Source organism: Haemophilus parahaemolyticus, assembly GCF_002015035.1.
Taxonomy (GTDB): Bacteria; Pseudomonadota; Gammaproteobacteria; order Enterobacterales; family Pasteurellaceae; genus Haemophilus_A; species Haemophilus_A parahaemolyticus.
This window is the reverse complement of the sequence record NZ_MUXY01000012.1, coordinates 31,477-47,683: the sequence shown is the minus strand read 5'-3', so window position 1 is coordinate 47,683 and position 16,207 is coordinate 31,477. Positions and strand designations below refer to the sequence as shown.

The window sequence follows — 16,207 nt, the reverse complement described above, 5'->3', positions numbered from 1 at the left end:
GTAGTTCTACCTGACTCCAAGATCCAAACCACCCATATCACAAAGTTTCGGGCGGAAACTATGAATACTTTATTGGTATGGATATGCCAAATATCATTGATAAAGTAGAAAAAGTAGATGATTATACAGTGAAAATTAGTTTAAAAGTGCCAAATGCACCATTCTTATCGAACGTGGCAATGGATTTTGTTGCAATTTTCTCGGCTGAATATGCAGAGCAAATGCTAAAAGTGGGAACACCTGAAAAAGTGGATAACGATCCAATTGGTACTGGCCCATTCCAATTTGTAGATTATCAAAAAGATTCAAGTATTAGATACAAAGCATTCCCTGAATATTGGGAAGGAAAAGCAAAAATTGACCGCTTGGTATTCTCGATCACTCCAGATGCTTCGGTTCGTTTAGCGAAAATCCAAAAAGGTGAATGCCACGCTGCACCTTATCCAAACCCTGCAGATATTGAAACACTGAAAAAAGATCCGAACATTAACTTGATGACAAGTCCAGGGTTAAACATTGGCTACTTACATTTCAATACTGAGAAAAAACCGTTTGATAATCAAAAAGTGCGCCAGGCATTAAATTACGCTATCAATAAAGATGCGATTATTAGCTCTGTTTACCAAGGCTCTGGTGAGAAAGCGAAAAATCCAATTCCACTAACAATGTGGAGCTATAACGATGCGGTAAAAGATTATGACTATAGCCCTGAAAAAGCTAAAGCATTATTAGCTGAGGCGGGATTTCCAAATGGTTTTGATACAGAAATCTGGGCAATGCCAGTAAGCCGTCCTTATAATCCAAATGCACGTCGTATGGCTGAGCTTATCCAAGAAGATTGGAAAAAAGTGGGTGTGAATGCGAAAATTGTGAGCTATGAATGGGGTGAATATCTTAAACGCTTGCGTAATGGTGAAGATCCAACAGGTATGATGGGATGGAATGGTGATAATGGTGATCCAGATAACTTCTTAAATACCCTATTAAGCTGTGCAGCGGTGAAACAAGGTTCTAACTATTCGAAATTCTGTAATGCAGAGTTTGATAAATTAGTGACAGAAGCAGCTCAAATTACTGATCACGAAAAACGTGTAGAACTTTATAAACAAGCACAAGTATTGTTCAAAGAACAAGCACCTTGGGTAACCATAGCTCACTCAACCACCTACTTCCCTGTGCGTAAAGAAGTAACAGGTTATACTATCAGTCCGTTTAGCTTGCACAACTTCTACCACGTAGATTTAGCAGATAAATAATTCTGCTGATTCTCTCTTTCATTCCCTTCTCTTGTGGGATAGCTTGGAATTGCGTAAGGCAATTCCAAGCAGAGAGAGGAGATACAAGCAGTCAAAATCTTCCCAAAATTTACTTATATTATCTATTTATGTTTTCATTTATTTTAAAACGTATTTTAATGGTGATTCCTACATTTATTGCGATTACCTTAATTACTTTTGCGTTGGTGCATCTTATCCCTGGTGATCCCATTGAAATTCGAATGGGCGAACGTGGGCTTGATCCAGCTGTGCACGCCCAAATGATGTCTCAACTCGGCTTGGATTTACCCTTACCTGAACAATATTTCAACTATATTAAAGGGGTTTTCCATGGTGATTTAGGCAATTCATTCCGTAATAATGAGCCAGTTCTCAAGGAGTTTTTGACTCTTTTTCCCGCAACGGTTGAGCTTGCATTTTTTGCCTTGCTTTGGTCTTTAGTGGTTGGGATTTTTCTTGGTGTGATTGCGGCAGTGAAGAAAAATTCGTGGATCTCGCACATTGTAACCACACTTTCCCTTACAGGCTATTCAATGCCGATTTTCTGGTGGGGCTTAATTTTAATTCTCTATGTTTCAACGCCACTCGGTTTGCCTGCGTCAGGGCGTTTACCGTCAGAATATTGGATTGAAACCAACACGGGATTTATGTTGATTGACACGTGGCAATCGGACGAACCTGGTGCATTTTTAGCGGCAATTAAATCTCTGATTTTGCCTGCTGTTGTGCTTGGCACTATTCCACTTGCAGTTATTACGCGAATGACCCGCTCTTCAATGCTTGAAGTATTGGGCGAAGATTATATTCGTACTGCAAAAGCAAAAGGCTTAAATACTACTCGTATCGTGTTTGTACATGCACTGCGTAATGCGTTAATTCCTGTTGTAACAGTAGTGGGATTAATTGTGGGGCAGTTGCTCTCAGGGGCGGTATTAACCGAAAATATTTTCTCTTGGCCTGGTATTGGTAAATGGGTAATTGAGGCGATTAACGCCCGAGATTACCCCGTGTTACAAGGTTCGGTGTTGATTATTGCAACTATCATTATTCTTGTGAATTTACTGGTTGATTTGATTTATGGTGTGGTCAATCCACGTATTCGAAATACTTAGAAGAGAGGAGTGAACAATGTCTTCAACGACAGTAACAGCCCCAATGCCAAAAACACCTTTCCAAGAGTTTGTCTATTACTTTAGTCAAAACCGCGGGGCGGTAATTGGATTTATCTTTATTTTAATCGTGCTTTTTGCCTCAATTTTTGCAGGTTGGGTTGCACCTTTCGATCCAATCGAACAAAACCGCTCAGCTTTACTTTTACCTCCTATGTGGTTTGAGGGCGGTAATTCAGCCTATACTTTAGGCACAGACGATATCGGTCGTGATATGCTTTCTCGTATTATTTATGGAGCAAGGCTCTCTGTTTTCATAGGCTTGCTAATCGTGGTAATGTCTTGCGTGTTAGGCGTGATTTTAGGCTTACTTGCTGGCTATTATGGCGGTACGCTTGATATTCTGATTATGCGTTTGGTCGATATTATGCTTGCCATTCCAAGCCTGTTATTAACCATCGGCGTGGTGACGATTCTCGGGCCTTCACTGATTAACGCAGCGATTGCGATTGCGATTGTTTCCATTCCAAGTTATGTGCGTTTAACCCGTGCTTCGGTAATGAATGAGAAAAACCGTGATTACGTGGTGGCAAGCCGTGTGGCTGGGGCGAATGTGTGGCGATTAATGTTTATCGTGATTTTGCCAAACTGCCTTGCACCTTTAATTGTACAAATGACAATGGGGATTTCGAACGCGATTTTAGAACTTGCTGCGCTTGGCTTCTTAGGCATCGGTGCACAGCCACCGACACCAGAACTGGGTACTATGTTGGCAGAATCACGCGGTTTTATGCAATCAGCGAACTGGCTTGTTACCATTCCAGGCTTAGCAATTTTATCGCTTGTATTAGCCTTTAACTTGATGGGCGACGGCTTACGTGATGCTCTCGATCCAAAATTAAAACAATAGGGAGCAAAAATGAGTTTATTAACTGTTGAAAATCTTTCCGTTTCTTTTGGAGATGAAAAAGCCCCATTCAAAGCGGTGGATCGTGTAAGTTATACAGTAAATGAAGGCGAAGTACTTGGTATTGTGGGTGAGTCTGGTTCGGGAAAATCGGTTAGTTCGTTGGCGATTATGGGCTTGATTGATTTTCCTGGTCGTGTAACGGCTGAGAAATTGCACTTTAACCAAAATGATTTACTTGCCCTAAAACCGAAAGAGAAGCAAAAAATTGTGGGGGCTGATATTGCAATGATTTTCCAAGATGCGATGACGAGCCTGAATCCAAGCTACACCGTGGGCTATCAAATTATGGAAGCCCTCAAAGTGCATCAAGGTGGGAGCAAAGCGGCTCGCCGTGAGCGTGCGATTGAGTTGCTCTCTTTAGTGGGCATTCCTGATCCAAAATCACGCTTGGAGGTTTATCCACATCAGCTTTCGGGTGGGATGAGCCAGCGTGTGATGATCGCAATGGCGATTGCGTGTAATCCGAAATTATTGATTGCCGATGAGCCAACCACTGCATTAGATGTAACCATTCAAGCCCAAATTATTGATTTATTGCTTGAGTTACAACGCAAAGAGAATATGGCATTAATTCTGATTACCCACGATTTAGCATTAGTGGCGGAATCGGCTCACCGTATTATCGTAATGTACGCAGGGCAGGTTGTGGAAGAAGGGCGTGCGGAAGAGATTTTTAAATCGCCACTTCACCCATATACGCAAGCCTTGCTCAAAGCCTTGCCTGAATTTGCAGAAGGAAAATCTCGCTTGCAGTCGTTGCCTGGTGTTGTGCCTGGTAAATATGACCGTCCGCAAGGCTGCTTACTTAATCCGCGCTGCCCGTATGCAACAGAAAAATGTCGCACCGTTGAGCCTGAATTAATCCAGCTAAATGGTCGCCACGTGAAATGCCATACGCCGTTAAATGCACAAGGCTTACCGAGCTAATCAAGGAGAGGACAATATGCAAAAAAATGATCAAAACGCACCGCTTCTTGATGCGATTAACTTAAAAAAATATTATCCCGTGAAGAAAGGGGTATTTGCAAAACCAAAAATGGTGAAAGCGGTAGATGGTGTTTCTTTCACGCTTGAGCGAGGCAAAACCCTAGCGGTAGTAGGCGAATCAGGCTGTGGGAAATCAACCCTTGGGCGAATGCTCACGATGATTGAACATCCGACCGAAGGTGAGCTTTTTTACAACGGTCATAACTTTCTGGAAAATGATAAAGAGACGGCAACGCTTCGTCGCCGTAAAATTCAAATCGTGTTCCAAAATCCGTATAGCTCACTCAACCCACGTAAAAAAGTGGGCTCAATCTTAGAAGAGCCTTTGCTCATTAACACTTCGCTTTCGGCAAAAGAGCGTAAGGCAAAAGTGTTGGATATGATGGCAAAAGTGGGCTTAAAACCAGAGTTTTATGATCGCTATCCGCATATGTTTTCAGGCGGACAACGCCAGCGTATTGCGATTGCTCGTGGCTTGATGCTTGAGCCTGATATTGTGGTGGCGGATGAACCTGTTTCGGCATTGGATGTTTCCGTGCGTGCTCAAGTGCTCAATCTAATGATGGATCTACAAGAAGAGATGGGGCTTTCTTATGTCTTTATCTCGCACGATCTTTCAGTCGTGGAACATATCGCAGATGAAGTGATGGTGATGTATTTAGGGCGTTGCGTGGAGCAAGGCGAGGTGAAACAGATTTTTGCTGAGCCAAAACATCCATACACGCAAGCGCTTCTTTCAGCGACACCAAGATTAAACGAAGCTGATCGCCGTGAGCGAATTAAACTCACAGGCGAGCTGCCAAGTCCACTTAATCCACCAAAGGGCTGTGCCTTCCATGCCCGTTGTCGTTTTGCAACCGACCGCTGTCGTGTTGAACAACCACAATTGAAAAACGACCCAGATGGTAGAAAAATTGCTTGTTTTGTGGTGGAGTAAACTATTAATAAATTGTAGGATGTGTGAAACAAGGTTTCACGCACCTTAATCTCTTGTTTACGTGCGTGGATTTTATAAATCCATGCACCCTACCAATAGTAAATTTATATGAAAAAGCCCCTATCCCTCTGTATTATTCGTCTCTCTGCTATTGGCGATGTTTGCCACACTCTTGCGGTCGTGCAAGCCATTCAACGCCAATATCCCGATGTGGAAATTACTTGGATTATCGGTAAAACCGAAGCAATGCTGATGCAAGATCTCCCTAATGTAACGTTAATTCCGTTTGATAAAAAATCTAGCTGGAAAAATATTTTTACAATTTGGAAACAGCTTTCCCACAAGCGGTTTGATTTTCTGCTTAGTATGCAAACAGCATTTCGAGCTTCTATTCTCTCGCTTGGCATTAAAGCGGATAAAAAAATTGGGTTTAACAAAGATCGAGCCCGTGAAATGCAGTGGCTTTTTACCAATCAAAAGGTGGAACAAACCACCTCTCCGCACGTATTAGATGGACAGATGATGTTTGCTAAAGCGATTGGCGTGACTGATTTAACCCCAAAATGGCAATTGCCAATTTCTATGGAAACGGTTGAAAAAGCGAAACAGTGGCTTGATCCAATGCGTAAAAATGTGGTGATTTCTCCTTGTTCCAGTAAGGCTGAAAAGGATTGGTTAATAGAGCGTTATGCTGAAATTGCCAATTGGTTGATAGCACAAAACATCAACGTGATTTTGGTTGGTTCGCCTGCAAAACGTGAACTGGAAATGACCGCTTATATTCAGCAACTTGCCCCGAATGTGCAGAATTTGGTAGGGAAAACGTCGCTAAAAGAGCTTGCCGCCCTCTTGAAATTAGCAGATCTAGTGATTTCGCCTGACACTGGCTCAGCCCATATTGCAAGTATTCAAGGCACACCTGTGATAGGGCTTTATGCGATCCACAATCCGCGTCGTACTGCACCTTACAATGATCAGCAAAATGTGATTTCTGTTTATGATGAAGTAGTGCAAACTTATTACGGTAAACCGTGGCAAGCACTTCCTTGGGCAACTAAAGCGAAATCTAAAACAGGTGAGAATTTAATGGCAAGAATTTCGGTAGAAAGTGTGAAGCAAAAAGTAGTTGAAATCTTGGCAATAAATAGGTAATTTATCTGTAATTTTTGATTTACAATAAGTAAATAATAATAAACACAATATCAAGGATAAATTATGCCATTAAACTCTTTACGCGAAAAAATTGATCAGGTTGATCGTGAGTTGATAGCCTTACTTTCTGAACGTTTAAAATTAGTGGCGGAAGTGGGAAAAGTTAAGTTGGAACACGGCATTCCCGTCTATGCACCAGAGCGTGAAAAAGCGATAATTGAAGCTCGCAGAACCGAAGCTGAAATGCAAGGCGTACCTGCTGATCTGATTGAAGATGTACTCAGACGCGTGATGCGAGAATCCTATGCCAACGAGAACAAACACGGCTTTAAGCAAGTGAATCCGAATATTCAAAAGATCGTAATTGTGGGTGGACTTGGTAAATTAGGGCGATTATTTAACCGCTTTCTGAGTTTGTCGGGTTACCAAGTGGTAAGCCTTGATCAAAATGATTGGGTTCAGGCTGAAACCATTTTGGCGGGGGCTGATTTGGTACTTGTTTGTGTGCCAATCAATAAAACGCTAGAAACGATTGAGCGCTTGCAACCTTTCTTAACTAAAAAGATGATTTTAGCCGATCTCACTTCGGTAAAAGCTCAACCGTTGCAAAAAATGTTAAAAGTGCATCAAGGAGCAGTGGTTGGGCTTCACCCAATGTTTGGTCCAGACACGCAAAGTTTAGCTAAGCAAGTGGTGGTTTGCTGCCACGGGCGTGGAGCAGAGCAGTACGAATGGTTATTAGAGCAGATCAAAATCTGGGGGGCAAAAATTGAAGTGATTGATGCTACAGAGCACGATCACGCAATGACTTATATCCAAGCACTACGCCACTTTTCGACTTTTATGTTTGGCTTGCATTTATCAGAGCAGCCGATAAAACTTGACCAGCTATTAGCACTTTCTTCTCCTATTTACCGTTTAGAACTTGCGATGATAGGGCGGTTATTTGCTCAAGATGGGGCGTTGTATGCAGATATTATTTTGGATAAACCTGAAAATCTCACTACCATTCAATCGTTAAAAGCAACTTTTGAACAGAGCTTAAAATTCTTTGAAGAAAAAGATAAAGCGGGCTTTATTCAAGCTTTTGAAAAGGTACATCACTGGTTTGGAGATTATTCAGAACAATTCTTAAAAGAGAGTCAAGTGTTGTTGCAGCAAGCGAATGATTATCGAAAATAGAGCGAATTTAAGTAGAAGAAAACCCAACGTTATGTCGGGTTTTCTTATCTATCCAGATTATTTAAATTCGTAACGATGAATTGTTTTTAAGTCTGAATCTTGTTTGTTTTCTTGGCCAGTAACAGTGACACGTGCTCCCACTGTTGCGTGAGAGTCGTATTTACGTTTTAAAGTCACAATTTCACCGTTGTCTTTTTGTACTGTTAATTCTACAACATCGTTAGAGATGTTTTTGCTACTTAAAATAGTTGCATCGCCACGGTTAGAGTAAACTTCAGCTGTACAAGCTGCAAGAACCATACTAACTAATACGGCTAACGAAAGTTTTTTCATTATGAATCCTTAAAATTGAAAATTAAAGTAAAGAAACGTTTAAATTCGAGTTAGAACCAACGAGTCTTACGCGTTTACCTGGTACGAAACCGTCTTCTTTTTTCTGAACAACTACGATTTCTTGACCATCATCTTTACGAATCGTCATTTCTAATGAAGAAACTTGACTCGCCTTTTCTTCGATTGTATTGCCTGCCATCGCACCCGCAATAGCTCCTACAGCAGTTGCAATCGCTTGTCCTCTACCGCCACCGATAGCAGAACCAGCAATACCACCTAATACACCGCCACCGACTGTGCCAATAACACCTTGATTATCTGCTTGGATTTTTACATCACGCACAGATACAATCGTACCGTAGCTAATTGCTCTAGCTTCTTTGGCTTGTGACGCAGAATATACGCTTCCGCTATAAATGTCGGTATTTGCGCAACCAACCATCACAAGGCTAGATAATAACGTAGTAGCTAATCCAAATTTTTTCATATTGTACCCCAATAAGAGAAAGTTCAGAAATGATTTTCTGAACAAATAATATCATTTATACCATAAGGATGTAGTTTTAGACAAGAATGATTACTTAAAGTTGCATTCTTTACATTTATCGCAATGGTCGGATTAGGTAGGTGTTCACCTTCCACTTCAGGCTGGCTAATTTTAATATTAAGTTTAGGATTCTCATTAAGTGCAAACATTTTTATTACTCGTTCAATCCAAGAATCTACGTTTTCACTTTGCTGCATAGGGATGACAGCTTCAATATGTTCCCATCCCTCTTGTGGATAAATTTTGCCTTTAGGAAAGGGAAGTTCTATGATTTTGACTTTTTGTCCACAAAAATCAACCGCTTGCGTTAGCTCAAACAGTCCAATTGGGCGACCGTTTACTTTACTTTCTCTAAGAATATTTACATTTTCCACCAAAAGATTTCGCCATTTTTTAGCAGTTTCAAGTGTATTCATTCGAACCGCAAGATGATCGATTTCATATCGGCTGAAATCAATCCCTGCGATTTCTGCAATTTGCTGAATTTTTTGCTCGAATTGAGATAAATCACCAAAACAAGCGGTCATTTTCTCGTAAAAGTTTGCGTTTTCAGGTATAATTTTGTCCATTTTTTGAATGTATATGCAATAGGTTAAAAAGTGAATATTCAACAAATTTTATCAGATAAAATCAAGCAAGCAATGATTCTTGCAGGAGCAAGCGAGAATGTTGAGCCTTTAGTGCGTCAATCGAGTAAACCTGAGTTTGGCGATTATCAAGCGAATGGTGCAATGGGAGCGGCAAAAAAATTAGGAATGAACCCGCGTGAGTTTGCTCAAAAAATTTTGGCTAATGTGAATTTAGACGGTGTCGCTGAAAAATTAGAAATTGCGGGTCCAGGCTTTATCAATATTTTCTTAAATAAAGATTGGTTAGCAAACAACGCTAATTCAGCCTTACAAGCGGTTAATTTTGGTATTCAAACCGCAAATCCACAAACGATTGTCATTGATTACTCTTCTCCAAACGTGGCGAAAGAGATGCACGTTGGGCATTTGCGTTCGACCATTATTGGCGATGCGGTGGTGCGTACTCTTGAGTTTTTAGGCAATAAAGTGATCCGTGCCAACCACGTTGGCGACTGGGGAACACAGTTCGGGATGCTAATTGCTTATCTTGAAAAAATGGAAAATGAAAATGCCTCACAGCTTGAATTAAGCGATTTAGAAGCATTCTATCGTGCAGCCAAAGCGCATTACGATGAAGATGCAGCTTTTGCTGAAAAAGCGCGTGGTTATGTGGTGAAACTCCAAAGTGGTGATGAATATTGTCGTACCATGTGGAAAAAATTAGTTGATATTACAATGCACCACAACCAAGAAAATTACGACCGCTTGAATGTCACCTTGACCGAAAAAGATGTGATGGGCGAAAGCCTTTACAACCCGATGTTGCCAGAAATCGTTGCCGATCTGAAAGCGAAAGGCTTAGCGGTGGAAGATGATGGTGCATTGGTGGTCTTCTTAGACGAGTTCAAAAACAAAGATGGCGATCCAATGGGCGTAATCGTACAGAAAAAAGATGGCGGTTTCTTATACACTACCACCGATATTGCGGCAGCCAAATATCGCTATGAAACCTTGAGTGCCGACCGTGTGTTGGTGTTCTCCGACAGTCGTCAAGCTCAACATATGCAACAAGCTTGGTTAATTACCCGTAAAGCGGGCTATGTGCCAGATTCATTTAGCCTTGAACACCCGTTCTTCGGTATGATGTTGGGCAAAGATGGTAAGCCGTTCAAAACCCGTTCAGGTGGCACTGTGAAACTGAAAGATTTGCTTGATGAAGCGGTAGAACGTGCGGATAAACTCATCTCAGAACGTAGCCAAGAACTCACCGCTGAAGAAAAAGCAGCGGTGGTAGAAGCGGTAGCAATTGGCTCGGTGAAATACTCAGATCTCTCGAAAAACCGTACCACCGATTATGTCTTCGATTGGGACAATATGCTGACCTTTGAAGGCAACACCGCGCCTTATATGCAATACGCTTACACCCGTATTCGTTCGATTTTCGCACGCAGTGGCATTGATGCAGACCAATTAACGGGCGACATTGTATTAACCGAAGATAAAGAGCGTGCACTGGCAGTGAAATTATTGCAATTTGAAGAAGCTTTAAATGGCGTAGCAAAAGACGGTATGCCGCATATTCTTTGCCAATACTTATACGAATTAGCGGGCACATTCTCGAGCTTCTACGAGGCTTGCCCAATTTTGAATGCAGAAGAAAGTGTGAAAAATAGCCGTTTACGTTTGGCGGCATTAACCGCAAAAACATTGAAACAAGGTTTAGATCTGTTAGGGATTAAGACTGTAGAGAAAATGTAATGATAGATCCCCCTCTTTTTCAAAGAGGGGGTAGAGGAGATTTCAGCGATCTCAATTTGCAAAAAATAGGTCAAAAAAGACCGCTTATCAAATCTCCTCCAGCCCCTCTTTTCTAAAGAGGGGAGCTAAAATAAGGAACAAAAATGAAATTTATTGATGAAGCCCTGATTCGCGTTGAAGCAGGTGATGGCGGTAATGGCTGTGTAAGCTTCCGCCGTGAAAAATATATCCCGAAAGGGGGGCCTGATGGTGGTGATGGTGGTGACGGTGGCGATGTTTATTTAATCGCAGACGAAAACTTAAATACTCTTATCGACTACCGCTTTGAAAAACGCTATGCCGCAGGGCGTGGAGAGAATGGACGCAGTGCAGGTTGTACGGGGCATCGTGGTAATGATATTACTTTACGAGTGCCAGTCGGAACGCGTGCGATTGATAACGATACCCAGGAAGTGATTGGCGATTTAACTAAACACGGAATGAAAATGTTGGTGGCAAAAGGGGGTTATCACGGTTTAGGTAACACCCGCTTTAAATCGTCAGTGAACCGTGCACCGCGTCAAAAAACCAACGGTACACCAGGGGAAAAACGCGATTTGTTGCTTGAGTTAATGCTCTTAGCCGATGTGGGTATGCTCGGTTTACCTAATGCAGGTAAATCAACCTTTATCCGCAGTGTTTCGGCAGCGAAGCCAAAAGTGGCGGATTATCCGTTTACTACGCTTGTACCAAGCTTAGGCGTGGCACGTGTCGGTTCAGATCGAAGCTTTGTGGTGGCAGATATTCCAGGCTTGATCGAAGGCGCAGCCGACGGTGCAGGTTTAGGGATTCGTTTCTTAAAACACTTAGAGCGTTGTCGTATCTTGATTCACCTTGTAGATATTATGCCGATTGATGAGAGTGATCCAGCAGATAACGTGGCGATTATCGAAAGCGAATTGTTTAAATATAGCGAAAAATTGGCAGAAAAACCGACTTGGCTAGTGTTTAATAAAATCGACACGATGAGCGAAAAAGAGGCTCAAGAGCGAGCCAAAGAGATCGTTGAACGCTTAGGCTGGGAAGGGGATTACTACCTCATTTCTGCTGCAACAGGTCAGAACGTGCCATCCTTAACACGCGATATTATGGACTTTATTGAAGCGAACCCACGTGAAGTGGAAGAAGAAAATAAAGAAGCCGATGAAGTGAAATTCAAATGGGATGACTATCACCAAGAAGCGATGCAAAATGTAATTGAAGAAGACGACTGGGACGACTTCGACGACGATTGGTCGGAAGAAGATGAAGAAGGTGTCGAGTTTGTTTACACCAACCGCTAATTGGTAAATCAGATGAAAAAGAAGACTGCTTGCGAGCGGTCTTTTTAATAGGAAAAAATGCAAATGTTAAATAGTCAATTTTGCAAAATTTTTGATATTCCTTTCTTTCAATTTGCTCAAATGAAAAAATATTACCCTGAGGATATTCCGATCATCAAGGCAACATACAAAGAAAATTGGGAGGAGTGGAAAGCGTTGAGCCTTGATGTCTACCGAAAATTGGGAATGCCATTTGCTGAGCCCCATATTGAGCGTTGGTGCAATGGTTGGCAAGTCCGTGCACACTTTTTCACCTTTTATAAGTATGAATTTAACCAAAATTCAGCGGTGATTTTATCTGTTATTTTGAACCGAAAACGGTTACAAGTTAGTCTTGATTGGCATTGTTATCGTGCGGATCGTTCACAGGTAAAACTGCCGCAATATCAGCAATGGTGGGAAAATTTGGATCGAGAAAAATATAACGATTTTGATATTTGGCAAGGTGACGAAAGTGAATACGCCGATTTCAAAAAGTTGAAAGAACTTGGTGATTTAACGTTAGAAAATCAAGAGGCTTATTGGTGTATTGGTAAAAATGTTGAGCGGGAAGATTTGGCTAAAATTGATGCGGCAGAATTTATTTTGCAAACTATTCGAGAATTATTACCGCTTTATGAGGCTTGTCATCGTTAGAGAAAGAAAAAGCGAGAAATCACTTCTCGCTTTTTACGTTTAAAATGGAAGATTATTCTTCTTCTACACGCTCAGAAAAACGCTCAATAGTTGCACCTAAGCCGCGTAATTTTTCTTCGATATGCTCATAACCACGATCGATGTGGTAGATACGATCTACAATGGTTTCGCCTTCAGCGATACAGCCCGCTAACACTAAGCTAATTGAAGCACGTAGATCAGTTGCCATCACTTCAGCTGGTTTTAATTTTTCTACACCGAGGCAAATTGCGGTATTACCTTCAATTTCGCCTTTTGCACCCATACGGTTAAGCTCTGGAATGTGCATAAAGCGGTTTTCGAAAATGGTTTCGGTAATGCGACTTGTGCCTTCTGCGATCGCATTTAACAAAGTAAATTGCGCTTGCATATCGGTTGGGAAACCAGGATGTGGCATTGTGCGAATATTCACGGCTTTCGGGCGTTGACCTTTTGAATCAAGCGTAATGGTATCTTCTGTTACGCTCACTTCCATACCTGCTTCACGTAGTTTTTCGATGACCGCTTCAAGGGTATCAGCTTTGGTGCCGTGACAGGTAATTTTACCGCCAGACACGGCTGCAGCGATTAAGAATGTACCTGTTTCGATACGGTCTGCGACTATGCGATGTGTGCAGCCTGTTAAGCGTTCAACCCCTTCAATGGTAATTGTGCCTGTGCCTGCACCTGAGATTTTTGCCCCCATTGCATTTAAGAAAATTGCAGTATCCACAATTTCTGGCTCGTGTGCGGCATTTTCGATAATTGTTGTACCTTCTGCAAGTGTGCCTGCCATCATCACAGATAAGGTCGCACCAACACTTACTTTATCCATATAGATTTGAGCACCGTGTAGGCGACCATTTGAAGTGGCTTTTACATAACCTTCGTCTAATTCAATGGTTGCCCCCATTTTTTCTAAGCCTGTAATGTGCATATCAACAGGACGTGCTCCAATAGTACAACCTCCAGGCAATGAAACCTGACCTTCGTGGAAGCGAGCGACTAACGGTGCTAATGCCCAGATAGAGGCTCGCATTGTTTTAACTAATTCGTAAGGTGCGATGTAATGATCAATTTTGCTTGCATCAATATGTACATCGCCATTTTCTGCACGCTCAGCCACAACGCCTAATTTACGTAAGATTTTGAATGTCGTATCCACATCTTTTAATACGGGAACGTTGGTTAATGTGACTGGTTCGGTGGCTAGAATGGCTGCAAAGAGGATAGGTAACGCAGCGTTTTTTGCTCCTGAAATATTGACTGAACCGCTTAATGTTGCAGGCCCAGTAACACGGAATTTTTCCATTGTTTTTCCTTAATAATTGAATTTGGTCGTGTACAAGCGGTACTTTTTAGAAGGAAATTTGTAGCTTGTAGTGGCTGTTTCATAAATCATACCTAGAGTAATGGGCGAATGTAATTCGCCCTTTATAGTAAGAGCAACATAGTTGCTACAATAGATATGTGGTATCGATAATTAACCTGCCATATTCAATAAGCGTTCTTTTTTCCATTGTTCGGTTGAGAACACTTTAATAGTCAAAGCGTGAATAATATTACTTGAGAAAAGTTCTCCGAGTGGTGCGTAAACCGCTTGTTGCTGTTTTACGCGTGAAAGTGAGGCAAGTGTATCGCTTACCACAATCACGCCGAAGTGTGCATTTTCGCCTTGAACGTGGATTTCAGTTGCATCTGTGAGGTGTTCTTTTAATAAGTTTTCGATTTGAGCGAGTTCCATAAGTTGATCGGATTCCTTAGGCATTAATAACATCTTGATTCTTGTTGGAGATATATTGCTTAATCCAGTCGTTTAAGCCATAAAGTTCAGCAAGTGTTTTAATCACTTCAGGCACGTGAATTAAGCTATTTTTTGTCTGTTTTCCGTAATGGTTTAATAATTCAGTGAGGAAAGCGAAGCCAGCCGAATCAATACGTGCAAGTTGAGCTAAATCCCAATAAAGGGATTGATTAGCATTGGTTTGTAAAAAAGAAGCACGTTGCTCCCATAATGGGCGCAACGTGGCACGAGTTAATTCGCCTTTTAATTGCACTACTTGGCTTTCATTATTCTGAAAAACGCTCCATTGTAATGTTTTTTCGGGCTTCATACTATTATTTTTTAGAAAGTGTAATCGGTTGTTTTGCAGATTGTGCAACTTGAGCAGTTAATGTATCAATACCTTGTTGACGTAAAATACTACTCCACTCATTTTGTTTGGTAGCCACCATACTTACGTTTTCTGCTGCCATATCATATGCTTGCCATTCACCAGTACGGCTGTTTTTACGCCATTTGAAATCAAGTTTGATTGGCGGTGCATTGTTAGCTGAAATTACATTTACGCGAATAGTCACGATAGATTTTCCATCTGTCGGTTTTTCACTTTCGATTTCTACTTTTTGATCGCTATATTGCGTTAATACTTGTGCATAAGATTGCTCAATAAATTGACCAAACGCATCAAAGAATTTTTCACGCTGTGCTTCGTTTGCAGATGAAAGCGATTTACCTAAGACTAATTGACCTGCGTATTTTACATGTACGTGTGGCATTAAGTCGTTGCGTACGATGGTACGTAAATATTCAGGATTTGATTTAATTTTGCCTTGGTTGGCTTTGATGTCACTAAACAGTTTATCTGCTGTTTGCTGCATCAATACATAAGGGCTGGTTTCTGCAAATGCTTGGTTTGAGAATAAAGTTGCTACAGAAAGAAAACCTGCAACGATGATTTTTTTGATTTGTTTTAACATTAAAAACACTCCATAAATAAAGTTAGTTTATTTACAAGCGGTAAATTTTTGTAAATATTTTACCGCTTATAAGATAAAAATTAAGGTGTGGCAGGTGTTTCTGCTTTTTCACCTTCAGTTTTTGGTTCAGCATCTGATGATTTTTTGTCGCCATACAGGAACTGACCGATTAAATCTTCTAACACCATTGCTGAGTTTGTGTCAGCAAAGCTATCGCCTGATTTCATGTATTCCGTTTCACCTTCTAGCATAAAGCCGATGTTTAGTGCGATATATTGTTCGCCCAATAACCCTGAAGTTTTGATAGAGAGTGAGCTGGTATCTGGAATTTTGTTAAATTCTTCATTAACCGCTAAGGTTACTTTTGGGGTGTAGGTTTGTTCGTCGAGCTGAATATTTGACACACGACCAACAACCACGCCACCAACCTTAATCGGTGCTCGCACTTTTAGTCCGCCGATATTATCGAAAGTTGCGTAAAGCATGTAAGTTTTTTCTGAACTAAAACCTTGCACGTTGGCAACTCTAAGTCCTAAAAATGCCAAGCCTAATAAGCCGAGTAGCACAAATAAACCTACCCAAAATTCATATTTAATTGATTGACGCATTGT

17 protein-coding genes and 1 pseudogene are annotated in these 16,207 nt (G+C 41.3%); 10 read left to right on the top strand and 8 right to left on the bottom strand.

Features of this window, described 5'->3' with window-relative positions:
• Positions 1-20: 20 nt before the first annotated feature.
• The 7 genes and pseudogenes from B0185_RS08000 to tyrA form a co-directional block, all read left to right on the top strand.
• A pseudogene (locus B0185_RS08000) lies at positions 21-1,256 on the top strand (ABC transporter substrate-binding protein); the annotation flags it as partial.
• A 128-nt stretch (positions 1,257-1,384) separates the two neighbouring features.
• Positions 1,385-2,389, top strand: coding sequence for an ABC transporter permease subunit (locus B0185_RS07995; protein WP_005707458.1), 1,005 nt, complete (start codon positions 1,385-1,387; stop codon positions 2,387-2,389).
• A gap of 16 nt (positions 2,390-2,405) precedes the next feature.
• Entirely contained in the window at positions 2,406-3,296 is an 891-nt protein-coding gene (locus tag B0185_RS07990) for an ABC transporter permease subunit (RefSeq protein ID WP_005707486.1), read from the top strand.
• A gap of 9 nt (positions 3,297-3,305) precedes the next feature.
• Positions 3,306-4,283 carry a dipeptide ABC transporter ATP-binding protein gene (dppD, locus tag B0185_RS07985; protein ID WP_005707483.1) on the top strand — a complete coding sequence of 326 codons (978 nt, stop codon included), beginning with the start codon at positions 3,306-3,308 and terminating at the stop codon, positions 4,281-4,283.
• A 16-nt stretch (positions 4,284-4,299) separates the two neighbouring features.
• Positions 4,300-5,280 carry a peptide ABC transporter ATP-binding protein gene (locus tag B0185_RS07980; RefSeq protein ID WP_005707456.1) on the top strand — a complete coding sequence of 327 codons (981 nt, stop codon included), beginning with the start codon at positions 4,300-4,302 and terminating at the stop codon, positions 5,278-5,280.
• 108 nt (positions 5,281-5,388) lie between these two features.
• Complete coding sequence (locus B0185_RS07975) at positions 5,389-6,432, top strand: glycosyltransferase family 9 protein (RefSeq protein WP_005707447.1); 1,044 nt, start codon at positions 5,389-5,391, stop codon at positions 6,430-6,432.
• 60 nt (positions 6,433-6,492) lie between these two features.
• Entirely contained in the window at positions 6,493-7,614 is a 1,122-nt protein-coding gene (gene tyrA, locus B0185_RS07970) for a bifunctional chorismate mutase/prephenate dehydrogenase (RefSeq protein ID WP_078208105.1), read from the top strand.
• Between the two features lie 57 nt (positions 7,615-7,671).
• On the opposite strand, the gene B0185_RS07965 is transcribed toward tyrA, so the two are convergent.
• The 3 genes from B0185_RS07965 to B0185_RS07955 are packed head-to-tail and all read right to left on the bottom strand — an operon-like array spanning position 7,672 to position 9,063.
• Positions 7,672-7,947 carry a hypothetical protein gene (locus B0185_RS07965; RefSeq protein WP_005707477.1) on the bottom strand — a complete coding sequence of 92 codons (276 nt, stop codon included), beginning with the start codon at positions 7,945-7,947 and terminating at the stop codon, positions 7,672-7,674.
• 22 nt (positions 7,948-7,969) lie between these two features.
• Positions 7,970-8,434 carry an outer membrane lipoprotein gene (locus tag B0185_RS07960; RefSeq protein WP_005707444.1) on the bottom strand — a complete coding sequence of 155 codons (465 nt, stop codon included), beginning with the start codon at positions 8,432-8,434 and terminating at the stop codon, positions 7,970-7,972.
• A gap of 23 nt (positions 8,435-8,457) precedes the next feature.
• Positions 8,458-9,063 (bottom strand): VOC family protein, encoded by a 606-nt coding sequence (locus B0185_RS07955; RefSeq protein ID WP_005707448.1) that lies wholly within the window; start codon positions 9,061-9,063, stop codon positions 8,458-8,460.
• Between the two features lie 30 nt (positions 9,064-9,093).
• Between B0185_RS07955 and argS the strand changes: the two genes are divergently transcribed.
• From argS to B0185_RS07940, 3 genes are all read left to right on the top strand, one after another.
• Positions 9,094-10,821, top strand: a complete 1,728-nt coding sequence (gene argS, locus B0185_RS07950; RefSeq protein WP_005707476.1) for an arginine--tRNA ligase — start codon at positions 9,094-9,096, stop codon at positions 10,819-10,821.
• Positions 10,822-10,964: 143 nt separating this feature from the next.
• Positions 10,965-12,143 carry an Obg family GTPase CgtA gene (cgtA, locus tag B0185_RS07945; RefSeq protein ID WP_005707475.1) on the top strand — a complete coding sequence of 393 codons (1,179 nt, stop codon included), beginning with the start codon at positions 10,965-10,967 and terminating at the stop codon, positions 12,141-12,143.
• A 63-nt stretch (positions 12,144-12,206) separates the two neighbouring features.
• The gene (locus B0185_RS07940; protein ID WP_005707473.1) at positions 12,207-12,818 is read left to right on the top strand and encodes an HI_0552 family protein; all 612 of its coding nucleotides are present in this window, start codon (positions 12,207-12,209) and stop codon (positions 12,816-12,818) included.
• Positions 12,819-12,870: 52 nt separating this feature from the next.
• Here the strand turns inward: B0185_RS07940 and murA are convergent, their stop codons facing one another.
• The 5 genes from murA to mlaD form a co-directional block, all read right to left on the bottom strand.
• On the bottom strand, positions 12,871-14,148 hold the full coding sequence (murA, locus tag B0185_RS07935; protein ID WP_005707465.1) for a UDP-N-acetylglucosamine 1-carboxyvinyltransferase: 1,278 nt from the start codon (positions 14,146-14,148) through the stop codon (positions 12,871-12,873).
• Between the two features lie 171 nt (positions 14,149-14,319).
• Entirely contained in the window at positions 14,320-14,580 is a 261-nt protein-coding gene (locus B0185_RS07930; RefSeq protein ID WP_005707469.1) for a BolA family protein, read from the bottom strand.
• Positions 14,581-14,596: 16 nt separating this feature from the next.
• The gene (locus B0185_RS07925) at positions 14,597-14,950 is read right to left on the bottom strand and encodes an STAS domain-containing protein (protein ID WP_005707440.1); all 354 of its coding nucleotides are present in this window, start codon (positions 14,948-14,950) and stop codon (positions 14,597-14,599) included.
• Positions 14,951-14,954: 4 nt separating this feature from the next.
• Positions 14,955-15,596, bottom strand: coding sequence for a phospholipid-binding protein MlaC (gene mlaC / locus B0185_RS07920; protein ID WP_005707464.1), 642 nt, complete (start codon positions 15,594-15,596; stop codon positions 14,955-14,957).
• Between the two features lie 80 nt (positions 15,597-15,676).
• The gene (gene mlaD, locus B0185_RS07915; RefSeq protein ID WP_005707484.1) at positions 15,677-16,204 is read right to left on the bottom strand and encodes an outer membrane lipid asymmetry maintenance protein MlaD; all 528 of its coding nucleotides are present in this window, start codon (positions 16,202-16,204) and stop codon (positions 15,677-15,679) included.
• Between the last annotated feature and the right edge of the window lie 3 nt (positions 16,205-16,207).

Bases quoted from the DNA above. Each gene is read 5' to 3' on its own strand.
- B0185_RS07995 (WP_005707458.1), top strand. From the start codon at position 1,385: ATGTTTTCATTTATTTTAAAACGTATTTTAATGGTGATTCCTACATTT.
- B0185_RS07990 (WP_005707486.1), top strand. From the start codon at position 2,406: ATGTCTTCAACGACAGTAACAGCCCCAATGCCAAAAACACCTTTCCAA.
- dppD (WP_005707483.1), top strand. From the start codon at position 3,306: ATGAGTTTATTAACTGTTGAAAATCTTTCCGTTTCTTTTGGAGATGAA.
- B0185_RS07980 (WP_005707456.1), top strand. From the start codon at position 4,300: ATGCAAAAAAATGATCAAAACGCACCGCTTCTTGATGCGATTAACTTA.
- B0185_RS07975 (WP_005707447.1), top strand. From the start codon at position 5,389: ATGAAAAAGCCCCTATCCCTCTGTATTATTCGTCTCTCTGCTATTGGC.
- B0185_RS07965 (WP_005707477.1), bottom strand. From the start codon at position 7,947: ATGAAAAAACTTTCGTTAGCCGTATTAGTTAGTATGGTTCTTGCAGCT.
- B0185_RS07960 (WP_005707444.1), bottom strand. From the start codon at position 8,434: ATGAAAAAATTTGGATTAGCTACTACGTTATTATCTAGCCTTGTGATG.
- B0185_RS07955 (WP_005707448.1), bottom strand. From the start codon at position 9,063: ATGGACAAAATTATACCTGAAAACGCAAACTTTTACGAGAAAATGACC.
- cgtA (WP_005707475.1), top strand. From the start codon at position 10,965: ATGAAATTTATTGATGAAGCCCTGATTCGCGTTGAAGCAGGTGATGGC.
- B0185_RS07940 (WP_005707473.1), top strand. From the start codon at position 12,207: ATGTTAAATAGTCAATTTTGCAAAATTTTTGATATTCCTTTCTTTCAA.
- murA (WP_005707465.1), bottom strand. From the start codon at position 14,148: ATGGAAAAATTCCGTGTTACTGGGCCTGCAACATTAAGCGGTTCAGTC.
- B0185_RS07930 (WP_005707469.1), bottom strand. From the start codon at position 14,580: ATGGAACTCGCTCAAATCGAAAACTTATTAAAAGAACACCTCACAGAT.
- B0185_RS07925 (WP_005707440.1), bottom strand. From the start codon at position 14,950: ATGAAGCCCGAAAAAACATTACAATGGAGCGTTTTTCAGAATAATGAA.
- mlaC (WP_005707464.1), bottom strand. From the start codon at position 15,596: ATGTTAAAACAAATCAAAAAAATCATCGTTGCAGGTTTTCTTTCTGTA.
- mlaD (WP_005707484.1), bottom strand. From the start codon at position 16,204: ATGCGTCAATCAATTAAATATGAATTTTGGGTAGGTTTATTTGTGCTA.